The organism is Polynucleobacter hirudinilacicola, assembly GCF_002192535.1.
Taxonomy (GTDB): Bacteria; Pseudomonadota; Gammaproteobacteria; order Burkholderiales; family Burkholderiaceae; genus Polynucleobacter; species Polynucleobacter hirudinilacicola.
Genome location: NZ_NAIA01000001.1, coordinates 449,570 through 467,501 on the forward strand (window position 1 = coordinate 449,570; position 17,932 = coordinate 467,501).

Genomic DNA, 17,932 nt, shown 5'->3' on the forward strand with positions numbered 1-17,932 from the left:
GTGCGGCGCCTAAATAAATGGGACAGACTTATTTTATTTCTATTGCATCGATATGGGTATTCCCCTATATTTGATCCTCCAAAAGTTATCAGGCCTTTGTCGCCCCTCGGAAATACTATGACTACACAATTCAATACTGATCTACGCCCAATTGCTCAAGGTCTCTATGACCCACGTAATGAACATGATGCTTGCGGGGTAGGATTTGTTGCGCACATCAAGGGTAAGAAATCACATGAGATCGTTGCTCAAGGCTTAAAGATTCTTGAGAACTTAGATCACCGGGGTGCGGTAGGAGCCGATCCTTTAATGGGTGACGGCGCAGGAATTTTGATTCAGATTCCTGATACCTTGTATCGCGAAGAGATGGCCAAGCAAGGCGTGACATTGCCACCATTTGGTGAGTACGGTGTGGGTATGATTTTCTTGCCAAAAGAACATGCATCACGTTTAGCTTGCGAACAAGAATTAGAGCGTACTGTGCGTTTAGAGGGTCAAGTTGTTTTGGGCTGGAGAGATGTGCCGGTAGACGTGAAGTTGCCAATGTCTCCAACCGTGCAAATGACAGAGCCATTCATTCGTCAAATTTTCATTGGCCGTGGCCGCGATATCATGACAACCGATGCGCTTGAGCGCAAGTTGTATGTGATTCGTAAAACAGCGAGTCATGCAATTCAAGATTTACATTTAAAGCACGGCAAAGAATATTTTGTTGCATCAATGTCTGCTCGCACTATTGTTTATAAGGGTTTGCTGTTGGCGAACCAAGTGGGTGCCTATTACCAAGATTTACAAGATAAGCGTACCGTATCCGCTCTTGCGCTAGTTCATCAGCGTTTTTCCACTAATACTTTCCCTGCATGGGAATTGGCTCACCCATATCGCATGATTGCGCATAACGGTGAAATCAATACCGTTAAGGGTAACGTCAATTGGGTCAATGCACGTGAGGGCGCGATTAGCTCACCAGTATTAGGCGATGACTTGCAAAAATTGTGGCCATTGATTTATCCAGGTCAATCTGACACCGCTTGCTTTGATAACTGCTTAGAGTTGTTGGTGATGTCAGGTTATCCATTAGCGCAGGCGATGATGATGATGATTCCTGAGGCATGGGAACAGCATGCATTGATGGATGACAATCGTCGCGCTTTCTATGAATATCACGCAGCCATGATGGAACCATGGGATGGCCCAGCCGCAATGGCATTTACTGATGGTCGTCAAATTGGCGCAACTTTGGATCGCAATGGTTTGCGTCCAGCGCGCTATTACGTAACCGATGATGACTTGGTCATCATGGCTTCTGAAGCTGGTGTATTGCCAATTCCGGAAAACAAGATCGTTCAAAAATGGCGTCTACAGCCAGGCAAGATGTTCATGATTGATATGGAGCAAGGCCGCATCATTGATGATGTTGAGCTCAAGAATGCCGTGTCAAAAGCCAAGCCATACAAGAGTTGGATTGATGCAGTTCGCGTGAAGCTAGATGAAGTGGATGCTAGCAAAGCTGACTTAGTCGATGAAAAAACAACGATTCGTCCAGCAGCTAAATTATTAGATCGCCAACAAGCATTTGGTTACACCCAAGAGGACATTAAGTACCTTATGGCCCCAATGGCCATGAATGGTGAAGAGGCTATTGGCTCCATGGGCAATGACAGCCCATTGGCTGTGCTATCGAACAAGAATAAGCCTTTATATAACTACTTCAAGCAATTATTTGCGCAGGTAACCAATCCTCCGATTGATCCAATTCGCGAAAACATGGTGATGTCGTTGGTGTCATTCATTGGACCAAAACCCAATTTATTGGACACCAACAATATCAACCCTCCAATGCGTTTGGAGGTTAGCCAACCCATTTTGGATTTTGATGACATCACTAAGATTCGTCATATTGGCCACTACACCAATGGTAAGTTCCGCTCTTATGAGTTAGATATTTGCTATCCAGCAGCATGGGGCAAGGCTGGCATCGAAGCGCGCTTAGCATCATTATGTGCAGAAGCTGCTGATGCAGTACGTTCGGGTTACAACATTTTGATCGTGAGCGATCGTCAGGTGGATGAGAAGCATGTTGCTATTCCTGCATTGTTAGCCACCTCAGCAATTCATCAGCACTTAGTTGAAAAAGGTTTGCGTACTAGCGTAGGCCTGGTGGTTGAGACTGGTAGCGCTCGTGAAACACATCACTTCGCACTCTTGGCGGGTTACGGTGCTGAAGCTATTCATCCATATCTCGCGATGGAAACATTGACCGATATGGCTAAAGGCTTGTCGGGCGATTTATCTGGCGAAAAAGCAGTTAAGAACTTTGTTAAAGCGGTTGGTAAGGGCTTACAAAAAGTGATGTCCAAGATGGGTATCTCTACTTATATGTCTTATACCGGCTCACAGATTTTTGAAGCGATTGGTTTGAATCATGAAATCATCAATCAGTATTTCAAGGGCACCCCATCTAACGTAGGTGGTATTGGCGTCTTTGAGGTAGCTGAAGAAGCTTTGCGTATGCACGCTGCTGCGTTCAGTAATGACCCAGTTCTCAGCAATATGCTTGATGCTGGTGGCGAATATGCCTTCCGTATCCGAGGCGAGAACCACATGTGGACTCCAGATACGATTGCGAAGTTACAGCACAGTACTCGTATTGGTGCAGAGAAGGGCTATCAAACTTATAAAGAGTACGCCAACATCATCAATGACCAAACTAAGCGTCAGATGACTTTGCGCGGCTTATTTGAATTCAAGATTGACCCTGCAAAAGCCATTCCATTGGATGAAGTTGAGTCTGCAAAAGAAATCGTGAAACGTTTTGCAACGGGTGCGATGTCTTTGGGTTCGATTTCTACTGAAGCACATGCGACCTTGGCAATTGCGATGAACCGTATCGGCGGCAAATCCAATACTGGCGAGGGTGGCGAGGATCCAAATCGTTATGTGAATGAACTCAAAGGTATTCCAATTAAGAAGGGTGAAACGCTCGCCAGCGTTTTAGGTAGCGACGTTGTAGAAGCCAATATCCCATTGCTGGACGGCGATTCATTACGCTCGAAGATTAAACAAGTTGCTTCAGGTCGTTTCGGCGTAACAACTGAGTATTTACGTTCTGCAGATCAAATTCAGATCAAGATGGCGCAGGGTGCTAAGCCAGGTGAAGGCGGTCAATTACCAGGCGGCAAAGTATCTGATTACATTGGTAAGTTGCGCTTCTCTGTACCAGGCGTTGGTTTAATTTCTCCGCCTCCACACCATGACATTTACTCTATCGAAGATATTGCTCAGCTGATTCACGATTTGAAGAATGTCAATCCAAAAGCAGATGTTTCTGTCAAGCTGGTGTCTGAAGTTGGTGTAGGTACGGTTGCAGCTGGTGTTGCTAAGGCCAAAGCAGATCATGTGGTGATTGCCGGACATGATGGCGGTACCGGCGCTTCACCACTATCTTCTATTAAACATGCTGGTTCACCATGGGAATTGGGTTTAGCTGAAACTCAGCAAACTTTAGTTCTCAATGGCCTACGTAGCCGTATTCGCGTTCAGGCTGACGGTCAAATGAAAACTGGTCGCGACGTGGTAATCGGTGCTTTATTAGGCGCAGACGAATTTGGTTTTGCTACAGCCCCATTGGTGGTCGAGGGTTGCATCATGATGCGTAAGTGTCATTTAAATACTTGCCCAGTTGGTGTTGCTACTCAAGATCCGGAGTTGCGTAAGAAGTTTTCTGGCAAGCCAGAGCATGTTGTGAACTTCTTCTTCTTTATTGCTGAAGAAGCGCGCGAGATCATGGCGCAATTGGGTATTCGGAAGTTTGATGACTTGATCGGCCGTGTTGACTTGCTAGATACCCGCAAAGGCATTGATAACTGGAAGGTGCATGGTTTGGATTTCAGCAAGATCTTTGCTGAGCCTCAAGTGGCTGCAGATGTTCCACGCTATCAAGTGCTGACACAAGATCACGGTTTAACAAGCGCGCTTGACAACATCTTGATCGAGAAGAGTGCGCCCGCTTTAGAGAGTGGTGAGAAAGTTTCGTTCATTGTTCCAGTGAAAAACGTGAACCGCACTGTTGGCGCAATGCTCTCTGGAGAGGTAGCACAACGTTATGGTCATGCTGGTTTACCTGACGACACTATCCATATTCAGTTGAATGGCACTGCGGGCCAAAGCTTTGCAGCTTTCTTGTCCCGCGGTATTACCTTGGACTTAGTAGGTGATGGCAATGACTACGTCGGTAAAGGCTTATCTGGTGGACGTGTAATTGTCCGCGCTTCGCATGAGTTCCGTGGCGATACTGCTAAGAACATTATTGTTGGTAATACTGTTTTGTATGGTGCGATTGCTGGTGAAGCATTCTTTAATGGTGTTGCTGGCGAACGTTTTGCAGTACGTAATTCTGGTGCTACTACCGTTGTTGAAGGCACTGGCGACCACGGTTGTGAATATATGACTGGTGGAACGGTAGTGGTGCTTGGTACTACTGGACGCAACTTTGCTGCTGGTATGAGTGGTGGTATTGCCTATGTTTACGACGAAGATGGCATGTTTGATAAACGTTGTAATACCAGTATGGCAAGCCTAGAAAAAGTATTGCCATCTGCAGAGCAAATTGCCAAGATGCCTAAGTCTGAGTGGCATGCCCCGGTTGATGTTAAAGATGGCGGTGAACGCTTAACAGACGAGCAAATCTTGAAGGGCTTAATTGAGCGTCATTTCCGTTACACCGGTTCAGAGCGCGCTAAAGCTCTCTTAGCCGATTGGGAAAATTCTCGTGCGCGTTTTGTCAAGGTTCTCCCAACTGAGTACAAACGTGCTCTAGGTGAGTTATGGGATAAGGCACAAAACAAAACTGTTGCTGCTTAATTAATACGGATATTAAGAAAAGATACTAAGGATTCGATATGGGTAAGGTCACTGGATTTATGGAGTTTGAGCGCGTCGATGAAACCTACGAAGCGCCAGTTAAACGCCTCCATCATTACAAAGAGTTTGTCGCTGCTTTAACCGACGAAGAAGCTAAAGTTCAAGGCGCGCGTTGCATGGATTGTGGCATTCCATTCTGCAATAGCGGATGCCCAGTGAACAACATCATTCCCGACTTTAATGATTTGGTGTTTCATAACGATTGGAAAAATGCTTTAGACGTTTTGCAATCTACCAATAATTTCCCAGAATTTACTGGCCGTATTTGTCCAGCTCCTTGCGAGGCAGCCTGCACGCTAGGGATTAACCGCGCTCCTGTCGGCATTAAGTCTATTGAGCATGCCATTATTGATAAAGGCTGGGAGAGTGGTTGGGTGAAGCCTCAGCCATCTAAAACTAAGACTGGTAAAAAAGTAGCCGTTGTTGGCGGCGGCCCTGCAGGTATGGCAGCTGCTCAGCAACTAGCACGCGTTGGCCATGACGTCACCGTGTTCGAAAAGAATGATCGCATTGGCGGCTTACTACGCTATGGCATTCCTGATTTCAAAATGGAAAAGTGGTTGATTGATCGTCGCGTAGAGCAGATGGAAGCTGAAGGCGTGAAATTTGAAACCGGTGTTTTCGTTGGTAAAGAAGCGATTGGTGCGGAAGTAAAAAATTACTCCACTAAAACAGTTTCCCCTGATCAGTTGATGAAAGACTTTGATGCAGTAGTCATTACCGGCGGCGCAGAGCAGCCACGTGATCTACCAGTGCCTGGCCGCGAATTGGCTGGTGTGCACTATGCCTTGGAGTTTTTGATTCCACAAAACAAAGAGAATGCTGGCGATTTCAAAAATGAAATCCGCGCCACTGATAAGCATGTTGTCGTCATTGGTGGTGGTGATACCGGTTCTGATTGTGTTGGAACGTCCAATCGCCATGGCGCCACAAAAATTACTCAGTTTGAATTGCTGCCGCAACCTCCTGAAGAAGAGAATAAGCCCTTGGTATGGCCTTATTGGCCAACCAAGTTGCGCACATCCTCTTCACATGAAGAGGGTTGCGATCGCGATTGGTCGGTTGGAACGAAGCGTTTTGAAGGTAAAAATGGCAAAGTAGAAAAGTTAATTGGCGTTCGTTTGGAATGGAAAGACGGCAAGATGGCTGAAGTTCCAAATTCTGAATTTGAGATCAAGGCAGATTTAGTACTTTTGGCTATGGGATTTGTTTCCCCAGTTCAGCAAGTGCTCAATGCTTTTGGCGTTGAGAAAGACGCGCGTGGCAATGCCAAAGCAACTGTGGATGGCCAAAATGCTTATCAAACTAACGTTTCAAAGGTTTTTGCAGCTGGTGATATGCGCCGTGGACAATCTTTGGTGGTTTGGGCAATTCGTGAAGGGCGCCAATGCGCTCAGGCAGTAGACGAGTATTTGATGGGGTCATCTGTTTTACCCCGATAATATCGGGGATATGAACACTGTCCACCCAAACTCTTTGGATGCAAGCGCGCAATCTGTAGGAGAAGTAGTCGTTTCTATTAAGGACGTCGACTTTTCCTATGCTCCAGGTGAGCGACAGATTTTGTCAGGCCTCAATATGGAGTTTCGTCGCGGCCAAGTGGTCGCAGTGATGGGTGGGTCAGGCTGCGGTAAAACCACCATCCTGCGTTTAATTGGCGGTCAATTTACTGCTCAATCTGGCCAAGTTTTATTTGAAGGTCGAGACATCGGCAAGATGACCGGTGATCAATTAATGAATGCTCGTCGTCGCATGGGTATGTTATTTCAGTTTGGCGCTTTATTTACCGACCTCAGCGTCTTTGAAAACGTTGCATTCCCATTGCGCGAACATACTGATTTAAGCGAAGAGCTTTTACGCTCCTTAGTATTAATGAAGCTAAACGCAGTAGGCTTGCGTGGTGCTCGTGATTTAATGCCATCGCAAATTTCTGGTGGCATGGCAAGGCGTGTTGCTCTTGCTAGAGCAATTGCTTTAGATCCTCCGCTCATCATGTATGACGAGCCTTTTGCAGGCCTAGATCCAATCTCTTTAGGTATCACCGCACGCTTGATACGCGATCTCAATAATGCCCTCGGAGCCACGAGTTTATTGGTTACGCACGATGTTGAAGAGACTTTTGAAATTGCTGATTACGTTTACTTCATTGCTAATGGTCGTATTGGTGCACAAGGCACGCCCGATGAATTAAGTCGCTCCACTGATCCATTTGTTAGACAGTTTTTGGATGCTGCACCTGATGGTCCAGTACCTTTCCATTACCCAGGTCAAAGCTTGGCTGAAGATTTTGGAGTGGGCGCGTAATGACTGCTTTTCAAAAATTTCTAGACTTATTTGGAGACCTTGGGGTTTTTTGTTCGTCGTAATTTGAGTAGTCTTGGACTCGCGGCAAGAATGTTTGTAGCAGTCATTTTGCGTTCAGGGTTTTTGCTCAAAAGACCTCGCCTCGTCATTGATCAAATCCTCTTTGTTGGTAATCATTCTTTTGTGATCATTGCAGTGTCTGGTTTATTCGTAGGATTTGTATTAGGGTTGCAGGGCTACTACACCTTAAATCGCTATGGCTCAGAGCAGGCCTTAGGTTTATTGGTAGCACTTTCTTTGACTCGTGAATTAGGCCCAGTTATTACTGCTCTGCTGTTTGCTGGTCGTGCGGGTACTTCATTGACTGCAGAAATTGGCTTGATGAAGGCTGGTGAGCAATTAAGTGCAATGGAGATGATGGCTGTGGATCCCTTAGGCAGGGTGATTGCTCCAAGACTGTGGGCTGGCATTATTGCTATGCCAATTTTGGCAACCATCTTTACTGCTGTAGGCGTGATGGGTGGCTATTTTGTAGGCGTCCCCCTGATTGGCGTTGATTCTGGGGCTTTTTGGTCTCAAATGCAGGGTGGTGTAGATCTCTTTTCAGATATCGGAAATGGCTTAATTAAAAGCATGGTCTTTGGTGTGGCAGTGACGTTTATTGCCCTTTATCAAGGTTATGAAGCCAAACCTACGCCTGAGGGCGTATCGCAGGCTACCACTCGGACAGTGGTGATCTCTTCTTTATCGGTTTTAGCATTGGATTTTCTGCTAACCGCAATGATGTTCTCAAACTAGAAAGAATAAACTGGGGCTCTTATGAGAAAAAGCGCAATTGATATTTGGGTAGGAATCTTTGTTGCCATTGGTTTGTTGGCAGCTTTATTTCTGGCTTTAAAGGTTGGCAATATGAATGCAGTGTCATTTGCACCCACTTATAAAATTTCTGCACGCTTTGATAATATTGGCGGATTAAAACCTCGTGCACCAGTAAAGAGTGCTGGAGTGGTAGTTGGACGTATTGCAAATATTTCTTTTGATGACAAAACTTATCAAGCAACTGTTGTGATGACGATTGAAGATTCTTATAAGTTTCCAAAAGATTCATCAGCAAAGATTTTGACTTCAGGCTTATTGGGTGAGCAATATATTGGTCTTGAAGCTGGCGGCTCAGATGACTTTCTGGCCAATGGCGAAAAAATTACTCAGACCCAATCGGCAATCGTTTTAGAAAATCTGATTAGTCAGTTTCTCTATAACAAGGCAGCAGATAGCGGGCAAGAGAAGGGCGCAGCAAAGTAATGCCGTCCGTAGTCAAGTTCATCAGCAGGACTAGACAATGTGTCTTGTTGTGTATCGTTTCCGTCTTAGTGGGCTGTGCCTCAATCCCTGCCGGAGTTCAGCCTTCACCACAAGATCCCTGGGAGTCATTCAATCGTTCAGTCTTTGAGTTCAACGAAGGCCTTGATGCCTATTTATTGAAGCCAGTCGTTGCTGGTTATCGTTTTGTTTTGCCTGAATTTGTTCGTGAGGGTATTTATAACTTTTTTAGTAACTACAACGATATCTATACTGCTTTGCAGAATATGTTGCAGGGTAAGCCTGACTTTGCATTCAATGATTTGATGCGTGTAGTTGTCAATACTACTTTTGGCTTGGGTGGATTAATTGACATGGCCACCCCTGGTGGTTTAGAAAAGCACAAGGAAGACTGGGGTCAAACTTTTGGTGTTTGGGGGGTGCCAGCTGGTCCATACGTGGTGTTACCTTTCTTTGGACCAAGCAATGTACGCGATACCTTCGGTACGGTTGCTGATTTAGAGTCCGATTATTTATTTAGACTTCTCCCAGATGTTGCACTACGTAATAGTCTTACAGCTTTGCGGGTTGTGAATGCTCGCAATACCTATTACGAAGCAGGTGATTTGTTGGATGGGGCTGCGATTGATAAGTACAGCTTTATGCGAGATGCATATATTCAGCGTCGTCAGTATCAAATTAATGAGGGCCGTGATGATCAAGAGCCTACGATGCCGGTTTACCAAAATCCTTACGAGTAAGCGATTTGCTGGAGAGGATAGAATTAGCCTCAATCTAGACGGAAATAGCGAGATAATTGGATATGAAAAGCTTTAAAAAATTGACCAAGTTTTTGGCAGCGGGTTTGCTCCTAATCTCTGGCGCCGTCTTTGCACAAACGCCTGATCAAACTACTGCTCCTGATGCGCTTATCAAGATGGTGGTGTCTGATGTTATGGCCTCCGTAAAGGCAGACCCAGATATTCAGAAGGGCAATATTCCAAAGATTGTCGAGTTAGTTGAAAAGAAAATTGTTCCCTATACCGATATGCGTCGCACCACTGAAATGGCGATGGGCCCTAATTGGAAGAAAGCTACCCCTGAGCAGCAAAATCAATTAGTTATGGAATTCAAAAACTTATTAATCCGCACTTACTCTGGTGCCTTGAGTCAACTGCGCGATCAGACGGTGCAATTTAAGGCGCTGCGTGCCGCACCAGACGATAAGGAAGTGGTTGTCAAAACTGTTGTCCTTGGTCGTGGAGATCCGGTTCCCTTGGATTACCGCCTCGAGAAAACCGACAAAGGTTGGAAGGTCTACGATATGAACATCATGGGTGTTTGGTTGATTGAGGCTTACCGCAATCAGTTCTCAAATCAGATTAGTCAAAATGGAATTGATGGCCTTGTGAAGTTTTTGCAAGATCGCAATAAGCAGTTAGCCAGCGCTAAGCCAGCAAATTAATCACAACATTCATTTAGACATTTTTCGATGACCTTTTTTTTACCGACAACTGTTACGCAGGAAAATGTTCTGCAGTTAGAAAAAGAAGGCTTATTGAATTTAGCGAACTTAAGAGCCATTGATTGTTCTGCTCTAAAAGATTTTGATTCCACGGTGCTAACTGTTCTGCTGGCATGGCAAAAGAAGCTCCAGGCTAATGGTCAGTCGCTGTCTATAGAGCATGCTCCGGAGAAGCTGAAAGTCTTGGCCAATGTATATGGCGTATCTGCATTGCTTGGCTTGTAATAGCATGCATCCTGCAATTTCAATTCAAAATATATCCAAGCATTACGGGGCACTACAGGCTCTAGATCATGTTTCTTTGACCATTGAGCCCGGTGAATTTTTTGGCCTCCTGGGCCCTAATGGCGCTGGTAAAACTACGCTGATCTCTATCTTGGCAGGCTTGGTAACTCCAAGTGCGGGTCATGCAGCCATTATGGGCGCAGACGTACAAAAGACTTTTCGTGAGGCGCGCCGCATGCTGGGTGTTGTTCCACAAGAATTGGTATTTGATCCTTTCTTCACCGTTCGCGAAACCTTGCGTTTTCAATCTGGTTACTTTGGTATTCGTAATAACGATGCGTGGATTGATGAGATCATCGCCAATCTTGATCTCACAGCAAAGGCTGATAGTAATATGCGTTCTTTGTCGGGCGGCATGAAGCGCCGTGTATTGGTTGCCCAGGCATTAGTTCACAGACCACCAGTGATTATTTTGGATGAGCCAACTGCTGGGGTGGATGTAGAGTTGCGCCAGTCTTTATGGCAGTTCATTAGCAGACTCAATCAAGATGGGCATACGATTGTGTTGACGACACATTACTTAGAAGAGGCTGAAGCCTTGTGTCAGCGCATCGCCATGCTTAAGCAAGGCAAGATTGTTGCGCTAGATACTACCGCCAATTTGTTGGCTCGTTATGGTTCAGTCAAAAAAGATGGTGAAGGTAAGACAGATCTAGAAGAGGTTTTTGTCAACATCATGTCTGGGGGTGCTTTATGAAGCATGGACTCAGTAGGCCCCCCTTAGAGTATGGCAGCGGATTCCCCACATTGCTCCGCAAAGAAATACTGCGCTTTTACAAGGTCGGATTTCAGACTGTAGCTGCACCAGTATTAACAGCCGTTTTGTATCTCATGATTTTTGGCCATGTTCTTGAAGGTAGAGAAGTCTATGGCCGTTTGAGTTACACGGCCTTCTTGATACCAGGTTTGGTCATGATGAGTGTTTTGCAAAATGCATTTGCTAATACCTCCTCATCTTTAATACAGTCAAAAGTCACTGGCAATCTAGTATTTGTTTTGCTTGCCCCTTTGAGTCATTTTGAATTCTATGCAGCCTATATTTTGGCGGCTGTTTTTCGTGGTGTCGTGGTGGGCTTGGGTGTATTAATCATTACCGCTTGGTATGGCTTGCCAGCAATAGAGCATCCATTGTGGATTCTGACTTTTGCATTTTTGGGCGCTGCAATCTTGGGTAGCTTAGGTTTGATTGCTGGTATCTGGGCAGATAAATATGATCAACTGGCAGCCTTTCAGAACTTTGTCATCATGCCTGCCACTATGTTGTCAGGCGTTTTCTACTCGATTCATTCGTTACCACCAGCATGGCAAGTAGTTTCGCATTTCAACCCATTTTTTTACATGATTGATGGCTTCCGTTACGGCTTCTTTGGGGTTTCTGACATTTCTCCATGGAATAGTTTGGCAATCGTGGCCTGTTTCTTTATTGTGGTTTCAGTGATTGCTTTACGCTTGTTGCAAAAGGGCTATAAGCTCCGCCATTAAGTATTCACATGATTACGTTTTATTAGGAGAAATGGATGTTTCCAACCCCAGAGCAAATTGAGGGCTATATCAAGCAGGGCATTACCTGTACTCACATTCAGGTGGAGGGTGATGGCCAGCATTTTTTTGCAACGATTGTGAGCCCAGAGTTTGAGGGTAAGCGTTTAGTGCAACGCCACCAATTAGTATATGGCGCAATGGGCGATCGTATGAAAGCAGAAGTACATGCTTTATCAATTAAGGCTTTTACACCAGAAGAGTTTGCCCAAAACCCTGCAGCCTAAATATTAATCACAGACCTACAGCAGTTTTTATTGGAATCGTTTCATGGATAAATTAAGAATGGTTGGCGGTACCCCTCTCAAAGGTGAGGTGGTGATCGCAGGAGCCAAAAATGCAGCTCTGCCAATTCTTTGTGCCTGCCTACTTACTGATCAACCAGTCGTATTGCGCAACGTCCCAGATTTACAGGATGTGCGCACGATGCTCAAGCTCTTGCAAGAAATTGGTGTCACAGTCAATTTTCCGAATGCTAGTGATCGTAGCCATTTAGTGCTGAGTGCTGCGGTAATTAAGAGTTCAGAAGCGACCTATGAGATGGTAAAAACCATGCGTGCCTCCATTTTGGTTTTAGGCCCGTTATTAGCCAGAATGCATAGCGCCAAGGTTTCTTTGCCAGGTGGTTGCGCCATTGGTGCTCGGCCTGTGGATCAGCACATTAAGGGCCTCAAAGCCATGGGTGCAAGCATCAAGATTAAGAGCGGTTATATCCAGGCAGAGACAAAGCCACCAACTGATCGCCTCAAGGGCGCATCGATTTTGACCGACATGATTACGGTAACGGGTACAGAGAATTTATTGATGGCTGCTACCTTGGCCTCGGGCATTACCATTTTAGAAAATGCTGCACGTGAACCAGAGGTTGGCGATCTTGCTGAATTGCTAGTCAAGATGGGCGCAAAGATTTCTGGCATTGGTAGTGATCGCTTGGTCATCGAGGGGGTTGAAAAACTTCATGGCGCTGAACATTCTGTGATTCCAGATCGCATTGAAGCAGGCACATTCCTCTGTGCAGTTGCTGCTGCAGGCGGCGAGGTAGTGGTGAAACATTGCCGCCCCGATACTTTAGATGCGGTGATGGTCAAGCTTAAAGAAGCTGGTTTACAAATGGAAGTGGGCCCTGATTGGATTAAAGCTTCTATGCAAGGTCGCCCCAAGGCAGTGAGTTTTCGTACTTCAGAATACCCAGCTTTCCCAACCGATATGCAGGCGCAATTGATGGCTGTGAATGCAGTGGCCAATGGTAGCTCAATGATTACCGAAACCATTTTCGAGAATCGTTTTATGCACGTTCAAGAGTTAAATCGCTTAGGTGCAGATATTGCAATCGAGGGAAATACGGCGATTGCGCAGGGTGTTGAAAAGCTCTCGGGCGCGATTGTGATGGCTACCGACTTACGTGCCTCTGCTAGTTTGGTAATTGCTGGCTTGGCGGCTCAAGGTGAAACTCAGGTTGACCGGATCTACCATTTAGATCGTGGCTATGACCGCATGGAGCATAAATTGACGCTGTTGGGTGCAAAGATTGAGCGCATAAAGTAAGGCTGATGGATAATTAGTCCATGAAATTGACTTTAGCCCTCTCCAAAGGGCGCATCTTCGAAGAGACTGCAGAGATCTTATCCAAGGTCGGTATTGTGCCGCAGGAAGATCCCGAAAAGTCACGCAAGCTCATTATCGAGACTTCAAATCCAGATATTCGCTTGATTATCGTGCGCGCCTCAGATGTGCCAACTTATGTGCAATTTGGTGGCGCTGATTTCGGTGTAGCAGGTTTAGATGTGCTCATGGAAAAAGGCACAGACGGCCTTTATGTGCCATACGATCTCAATATTGCCAAGTGCCGCATGTCGGTCGCAGTGCGTGAAGGCTTTGATTACGCAGCAGCGGTTAAACAAGGCTCTCGTTTAAAGGTGGCCACCAAATACGTGAATTGCGCACGTGAGCACTTTGCTAATAAAGGTGTACACATCGATACGATTCAGCTCTATGGGTCTATGGAGCTAGCCCCGCTTGTGGGTTTGGCAGATGCAATTGTGGACTTAGTCTCGACAGGTAATACACTTAAAGCCAACGGTTTAGTTGAAGTTGAGCCAATCGCTGATATCAGTGCACGTCTGGTAGTAAACCAAGCTTCATACAAGCGTAAGCGTGCACAATTGCAACCTATTTTTGAGTTGCTGAAGTAAGGCATATTTCTTTTCGCTCAAATGTCTGCACAAATTAAAGTCAAGCGCCTCAATAGCCAAGATGCGGGTTTCAAAGAAACTCTCCTCTCTAGCCTTTCCTTGCCCATGGCTGACGATGAGGCCATTGAGGCCGCTGTCGCCAAGATTCTTTTGGCAGTTAAGGAGAATGGCGATTCAGCAGTTTTAGATTTCACGAAACAATTTGATCGTTTAAATGTCACCAGCGTTTCTGAATTAGAAATCCCGAAAAAAGATTTAGAGCAAGCTTACAAGTCTTTATCTGCAGAGCAAAAAAATGCTTTAGATGTTGCCGCACAAAGAGTGCGCGCATATCACGAAAAGCAAAAGATAGAAGCCGGTTGCCATTCCTGGGAATATGAAGAAGCAGATGGCACACGCTTAGGTCAAAAAGTAACACCATTAGATCGTGTCGGAATTTATGTTCCCGGTGGCAAAGCTGCTTACCCATCTTCTGTACTCATGAATGCCATCCCTGCAAAAGTAGCTGGTGTTGAGCAAGTCATCATGGTTGTGCCAACGCCTGATGGTGCTCGTAATCCATTGGTATTAGCTGCCGCCTACTTAGCCGGCGTTGATCGTGTTTTTACTATTGGCGGAGCACAAGCTGTTGGCGCTTTGGCTTATGGAACGAAGACTATTCCATCGGTAGATAAGATTGTTGGTCCGGGTAATGCTTATGTTGCGGCTGCTAAGCGTAGGGTATTTGGAATTGTCGGCATCGATATGATTGCTGGCCCCTCGGAAATTCTAGTGCTTTGCGATGGCTCAAGCAATCCCGATTGGATTGCGATGGATCTGTTTTCTCAGGCGGAGCATGATGAGCAGGCCCAATCGATTTTGCTTTGTCCTGATGCTGCATTTATCGAGCAAGTACAAGCCAGTATTAATAAGCTGCTACCAGAGATGCCAAGAGCTAAAGTCATTGAAGCATCGTTAACGAATCGTGCCTTATTGATTCAGGTAAAAGATATGAGCGAAGCTTGCGAGATTGCTAATGCGATCGCTGCAGAGCACTTAGAAATTTGTGCAGCAGATCCACGTAAGTGGGCAGAAAAGATTCGTCATGCTGGGGCGATCTTTATGGGCAATTACACCAGTGAGTCTCTTGGAGATTACTGTGCTGGACCAAATCACGTCCTGCCAACTGCACGCACAGCACGTTTCTCATCACCGTTGGGTGTGTATGATTTTATTAAGCGCTCCAGCATGATTGAAGTAAGCGAAGCTGGTGCTCAGACCTTGGGTTCAGTTGCTAGCACTCTGGCTCATGGCGAGGGCTTGCAAGCCCATGCACGTGCCGCTGAGATGCGGCTTAAAAAGTAACTCGAAAATCAATTCGCTTTAAATTAAGCGAGGATTTCTTTTAAAGCGACGACGAGTTCGCCGCTTTGTTCATCTGTACCAATCGTAATGCGTAAGAAATTTTCTATCCGTGGCAATTTAAAGTGGCGCACGATGATGCCGCGATCTCGCAAAGCTTGGTAGAGCTTTTCCCCGGCATGCTGTGGGTGGCGAGTGAAGATAAAGTTTGCAGTTGACGGAAGTGTTTCAAAGCCTAGGGCTTTTAAATCGCTGAGTAATTTACTGCGAGTTTGCATGACTTTTGCAGAGGTCTTTTCAAGATGCGCTTGATCTTCGATTGCAGCGATGGCGCCTGCCTGTGCAAGACGACCGAGAGGGTAGGAATTAAAACTATTCTTTACCCGCTCTAAGCCTTCAATCAAGGCTGGGTGACCCACTGCGAAACCAACACGCAAGCCAGCAAGCGCTCTTGATTTTGAGAGCGTGTGTACTACGAGAAGGTTATCTGGACAGGAGGCACCACGCAATAAGGGAATACAAGACTCCGTGCCGTAATCAACATAGGCTTCATCAATGACCACCACTGAATCTTTATTTTGAGAAAGTAAAGATTCGATTTCAGAGCGTGCTATGGATCTGCCAGTGGGCGCATTTGGATTCGGGAAAATAATTCCACCGTTGGCAACTTTGTAGTCCGCTAAATTGATATCAAAGTCTTTTCCAAGTGGCACCATCTTGTAGTCAATTCCAAATAGTTTGCAGTAGACCGGATAGAAGCTATAGGTGATATCCGGAAAGTGAACTGGTTTGCTGTGTTTGAGTAGACCGGCAAAAACATGGGCTAGAACTTCATCTGAACCATTTCCCAAAAACACTTGATTGGCGTTTAGACCATGCAATTTTGCAATAGCTTGTTTCAGTGCGGCGCCTTCTGGATCGGGGTAAAGGCGTAAATCTTCGTTGTTTTGGTCATCAATTGCAGCCAGAGCTTTGGGCGAGGGTCCATAAGGGCTTTCGTTGGTATTGAGCTTTACCAGCCGCTGCATTTGCGGCTGCTCCCCAGGGACATAAGGGGTTAAGGTTTGAACAACAGGGCTCCAAAAACGGCTCATTAGGGTACTCGGCTCAAAAATCAGAAAGAAAGTGAAGCAATATCTGCATTTATAAATGTTCTAGGAATGATATTATGAGGCTTCAATCAACACTTCGCCTCGCGGCGCAATGAAGCATGCGGCAAGCCGACGTTACCCGAAACACTTCGGAAACCAAAATTCAAATTTCCATCAATTTAGATGGTACTGGTAAGGCTGAGCTGGCCTCCGGTGTCCCTTTTCTGGATCATATGCTCGATCAGATCGCCCGTCACGGCATGATTGATCTCAAAGTAGTTGCCAATGGCGATACCCATATTGATGATCACCACACTGTTGAAGATGTGGGAATTACCTTGGGCCAGGCTTTTGCTAAGGCAGTTGGCGATAAAGCGGGCATTACCCGTTATGGCCACTCCTATGTTCCTTTAGATGAAACCCTCTCTCGTGTTGTGATCGATTTTTCTGGTCGTCCAGGCTTGGAGTTCAATGTACCGTTTACTCGCGCTCGAGTTGGCGACTTTGATGTTGATCTCAGTATTGAGTTCTTCCGTGGTTTTGTGAATCACGCCGGAGTAACTTTGCATATCGATAATTTACGCGGTATTAACGCTCACCATCAGATTGAAACCGTGTTCAAGGCTTTTGGCCGCGCTTTACGTATGGCTTTGGCTATTGACCCACGGGCATCTGGCACCGTTCCTTCAACTAAAGGCAGTCTCTAATTTAGACACCCATAGTTGCCCTGTAGAAAACAGCGAAAGATAAGCTAAATTGGCGCAAACTATTGCGATCGTTGATTATGGAATGGGCAATCTCCGTTCCGTATATCAAGCATTTCATCATGTAGCGCCCGATGACAATGTGTTGATTGCGCACAAGCCCGAAGAAATTCTCTCTGCAAATCGTGTTGTCTTGCCTGGTCAAGGTGCAATGCCCGATTGCATGAAGCATCTTGAGGAGTCGGGTTTATTACAGGCTCTGATAGAAGCATCGAAAAACAAGCCCCTACTTGGAGTGTGTGTAGGTGAGCAGATGCTATTTGATCGTAGCGCTGAAGTGCGAGCAGCGGAAAAAGGTCAATGGACCCCGTGTTTAGGTTTAATTCCCGGTGAAGTGCGCCGTTTTGAGTTAGCAGGTAAGAAACAGGCTGATGGCTCAGCATATAAAGTCCCGCATATGGGGTGGAACCAGGTCCGCCAAGACTCTAAACACCCCTTATGGAGCGGTATTCCTGACTTAAGCAGCTTTTATTTTGTCCACAGCTACTATGTTGTGCCGCAGCGCAAAGAAGATATTGCAGGCTCTACAGAGTACGGGGATTGGTTTACTTCTGCCGTGGCGCGAGATAATATTTTCGCTACACAATTTCATCCAGAAAAAAGTGCAGAATACGGATTAAAGCTTTATCAAAATTTTGTTTCTTGGCAACCTTAATACTTTTAACCTTT

General features: G+C 45.7%; 17 protein-coding genes. 16 read left to right on the forward strand and 1 reads right to left on the reverse strand.

The features are described from left to right. The first annotated feature begins 117 nt into the window (after positions 1–117). From B6A14_RS02355 to hisD, 14 genes are all read left to right on the forward strand, one after another. Entirely contained in the window at positions 118–4,863 is a 4,746-nt protein-coding gene (locus tag B6A14_RS02355) for a glutamate synthase-related protein (RefSeq protein ID WP_087908825.1), read from the forward strand. A gap of 38 nt (positions 4,864–4,901) precedes the next feature. Then, the gene (locus B6A14_RS02360) at positions 4,902–6,365 is read left to right on the forward strand and encodes a glutamate synthase subunit beta (RefSeq protein WP_087908826.1); all 1,464 of its coding nucleotides are present in this window, start codon (positions 4,902–4,904) and stop codon (positions 6,363–6,365) included. A gap of 10 nt (positions 6,366–6,375) precedes the next feature. Continuing rightward, a complete protein-coding gene (locus tag B6A14_RS02365; protein WP_087908827.1) occupies positions 6,376–7,227 on the forward strand; it encodes an ABC transporter ATP-binding protein in 852 nt (283 codons plus the stop codon). Positions 7,228–7,317: 90 nt separating this feature from the next. After that, positions 7,318–8,025, forward strand: coding sequence for a lipid asymmetry maintenance ABC transporter permease subunit MlaE (gene mlaE / locus B6A14_RS02370; protein ID WP_236635635.1), 708 nt, complete (start codon positions 7,318–7,320; stop codon positions 8,023–8,025). A gap of 21 nt (positions 8,026–8,046) precedes the next feature. Further along, positions 8,047–8,529: an outer membrane lipid asymmetry maintenance protein MlaD gene (gene mlaD, locus B6A14_RS02375; RefSeq protein ID WP_087908829.1), complete on the forward strand. Its 483-nt coding sequence runs from the start codon at positions 8,047–8,049 to the stop codon at positions 8,527–8,529. Next, positions 8,529–9,287 (forward strand): MlaA family lipoprotein, encoded by a 759-nt coding sequence (locus B6A14_RS02380; RefSeq protein WP_087908830.1) that lies wholly within the window; start codon positions 8,529–8,531, stop codon positions 9,285–9,287. Before mlaD ends, B6A14_RS02380 begins: the two co-directional genes overlap by 1 nt. 62 nt (positions 9,288–9,349) lie before the next feature. Beyond that, a complete protein-coding gene (locus tag B6A14_RS02385) occupies positions 9,350–9,991 on the forward strand; it encodes an MlaC/ttg2D family ABC transporter substrate-binding protein (RefSeq protein WP_087908831.1) in 642 nt (213 codons plus the stop codon). A 27-nt stretch (positions 9,992–10,018) separates the two neighbouring features. Continuing rightward, positions 10,019–10,276, forward strand: coding sequence for an STAS domain-containing protein (locus tag B6A14_RS02390; RefSeq protein WP_087908832.1), 258 nt, complete (start codon positions 10,019–10,021; stop codon positions 10,274–10,276). A 4-nt stretch (positions 10,277–10,280) separates the two neighbouring features. Continuing rightward, positions 10,281–11,033: an ABC transporter ATP-binding protein gene (locus tag B6A14_RS02395; RefSeq protein ID WP_087908833.1), complete on the forward strand. Its 753-nt coding sequence runs from the start codon at positions 10,281–10,283 to the stop codon at positions 11,031–11,033. Continuing rightward, positions 11,030–11,818, forward strand: a complete 789-nt coding sequence (locus tag B6A14_RS02400) for an ABC transporter permease (protein WP_087908834.1) — start codon at positions 11,030–11,032, stop codon at positions 11,816–11,818. The genes B6A14_RS02395 and B6A14_RS02400 overlap by 4 nt, the downstream gene beginning before the upstream one ends. A 35-nt stretch (positions 11,819–11,853) precedes the next feature. Beyond that, positions 11,854–12,102 (forward strand): BolA family protein, encoded by a 249-nt coding sequence (locus tag B6A14_RS02405; RefSeq protein WP_087908835.1) that lies wholly within the window; start codon positions 11,854–11,856, stop codon positions 12,100–12,102. A 43-nt stretch (positions 12,103–12,145) separates the two neighbouring features. Then, positions 12,146–13,420, forward strand: a complete 1,275-nt coding sequence (gene murA / locus B6A14_RS02410; RefSeq protein ID WP_087908836.1) for a UDP-N-acetylglucosamine 1-carboxyvinyltransferase — start codon at positions 12,146–12,148, stop codon at positions 13,418–13,420. A gap of 20 nt (positions 13,421–13,440) precedes the next feature. Next, positions 13,441–14,067, forward strand: coding sequence for an ATP phosphoribosyltransferase (hisG, locus tag B6A14_RS02415; protein WP_087908837.1), 627 nt, complete (start codon positions 13,441–13,443; stop codon positions 14,065–14,067). Between the two features lie 21 nt (positions 14,068–14,088). After that, positions 14,089–15,411: a histidinol dehydrogenase gene (hisD, locus tag B6A14_RS02420; protein ID WP_087908838.1), complete on the forward strand. Its 1,323-nt coding sequence runs from the start codon at positions 14,089–14,091 to the stop codon at positions 15,409–15,411. Positions 15,412–15,434: 23 nt separating this feature from the next. On the opposite strand, the gene hisC is transcribed toward hisD, so the two are convergent. Further along, complete coding sequence (gene hisC / locus B6A14_RS02425; protein WP_087908839.1) at positions 15,435–16,502, reverse strand: histidinol-phosphate transaminase; 1,068 nt, start codon at positions 16,500–16,502, stop codon at positions 15,435–15,437. 116 nt (positions 16,503–16,618) lie between these two features. Here hisC and hisB point away from each other — a divergent pair, with 116 nt between their 5' ends. Next, entirely contained in the window at positions 16,619–17,206 is a 588-nt protein-coding gene (hisB, locus tag B6A14_RS02430) for an imidazoleglycerol-phosphate dehydratase HisB (protein WP_087908840.1), read from the forward strand. A 49-nt stretch (positions 17,207–17,255) separates the two neighbouring features. Next, positions 17,256–17,918 (forward strand): imidazole glycerol phosphate synthase subunit HisH, encoded by a 663-nt coding sequence (gene hisH, locus B6A14_RS02435; protein WP_087908841.1) that lies wholly within the window; start codon positions 17,256–17,258, stop codon positions 17,916–17,918. Positions 17,919–17,932: the final 14 nt, after the last annotated feature.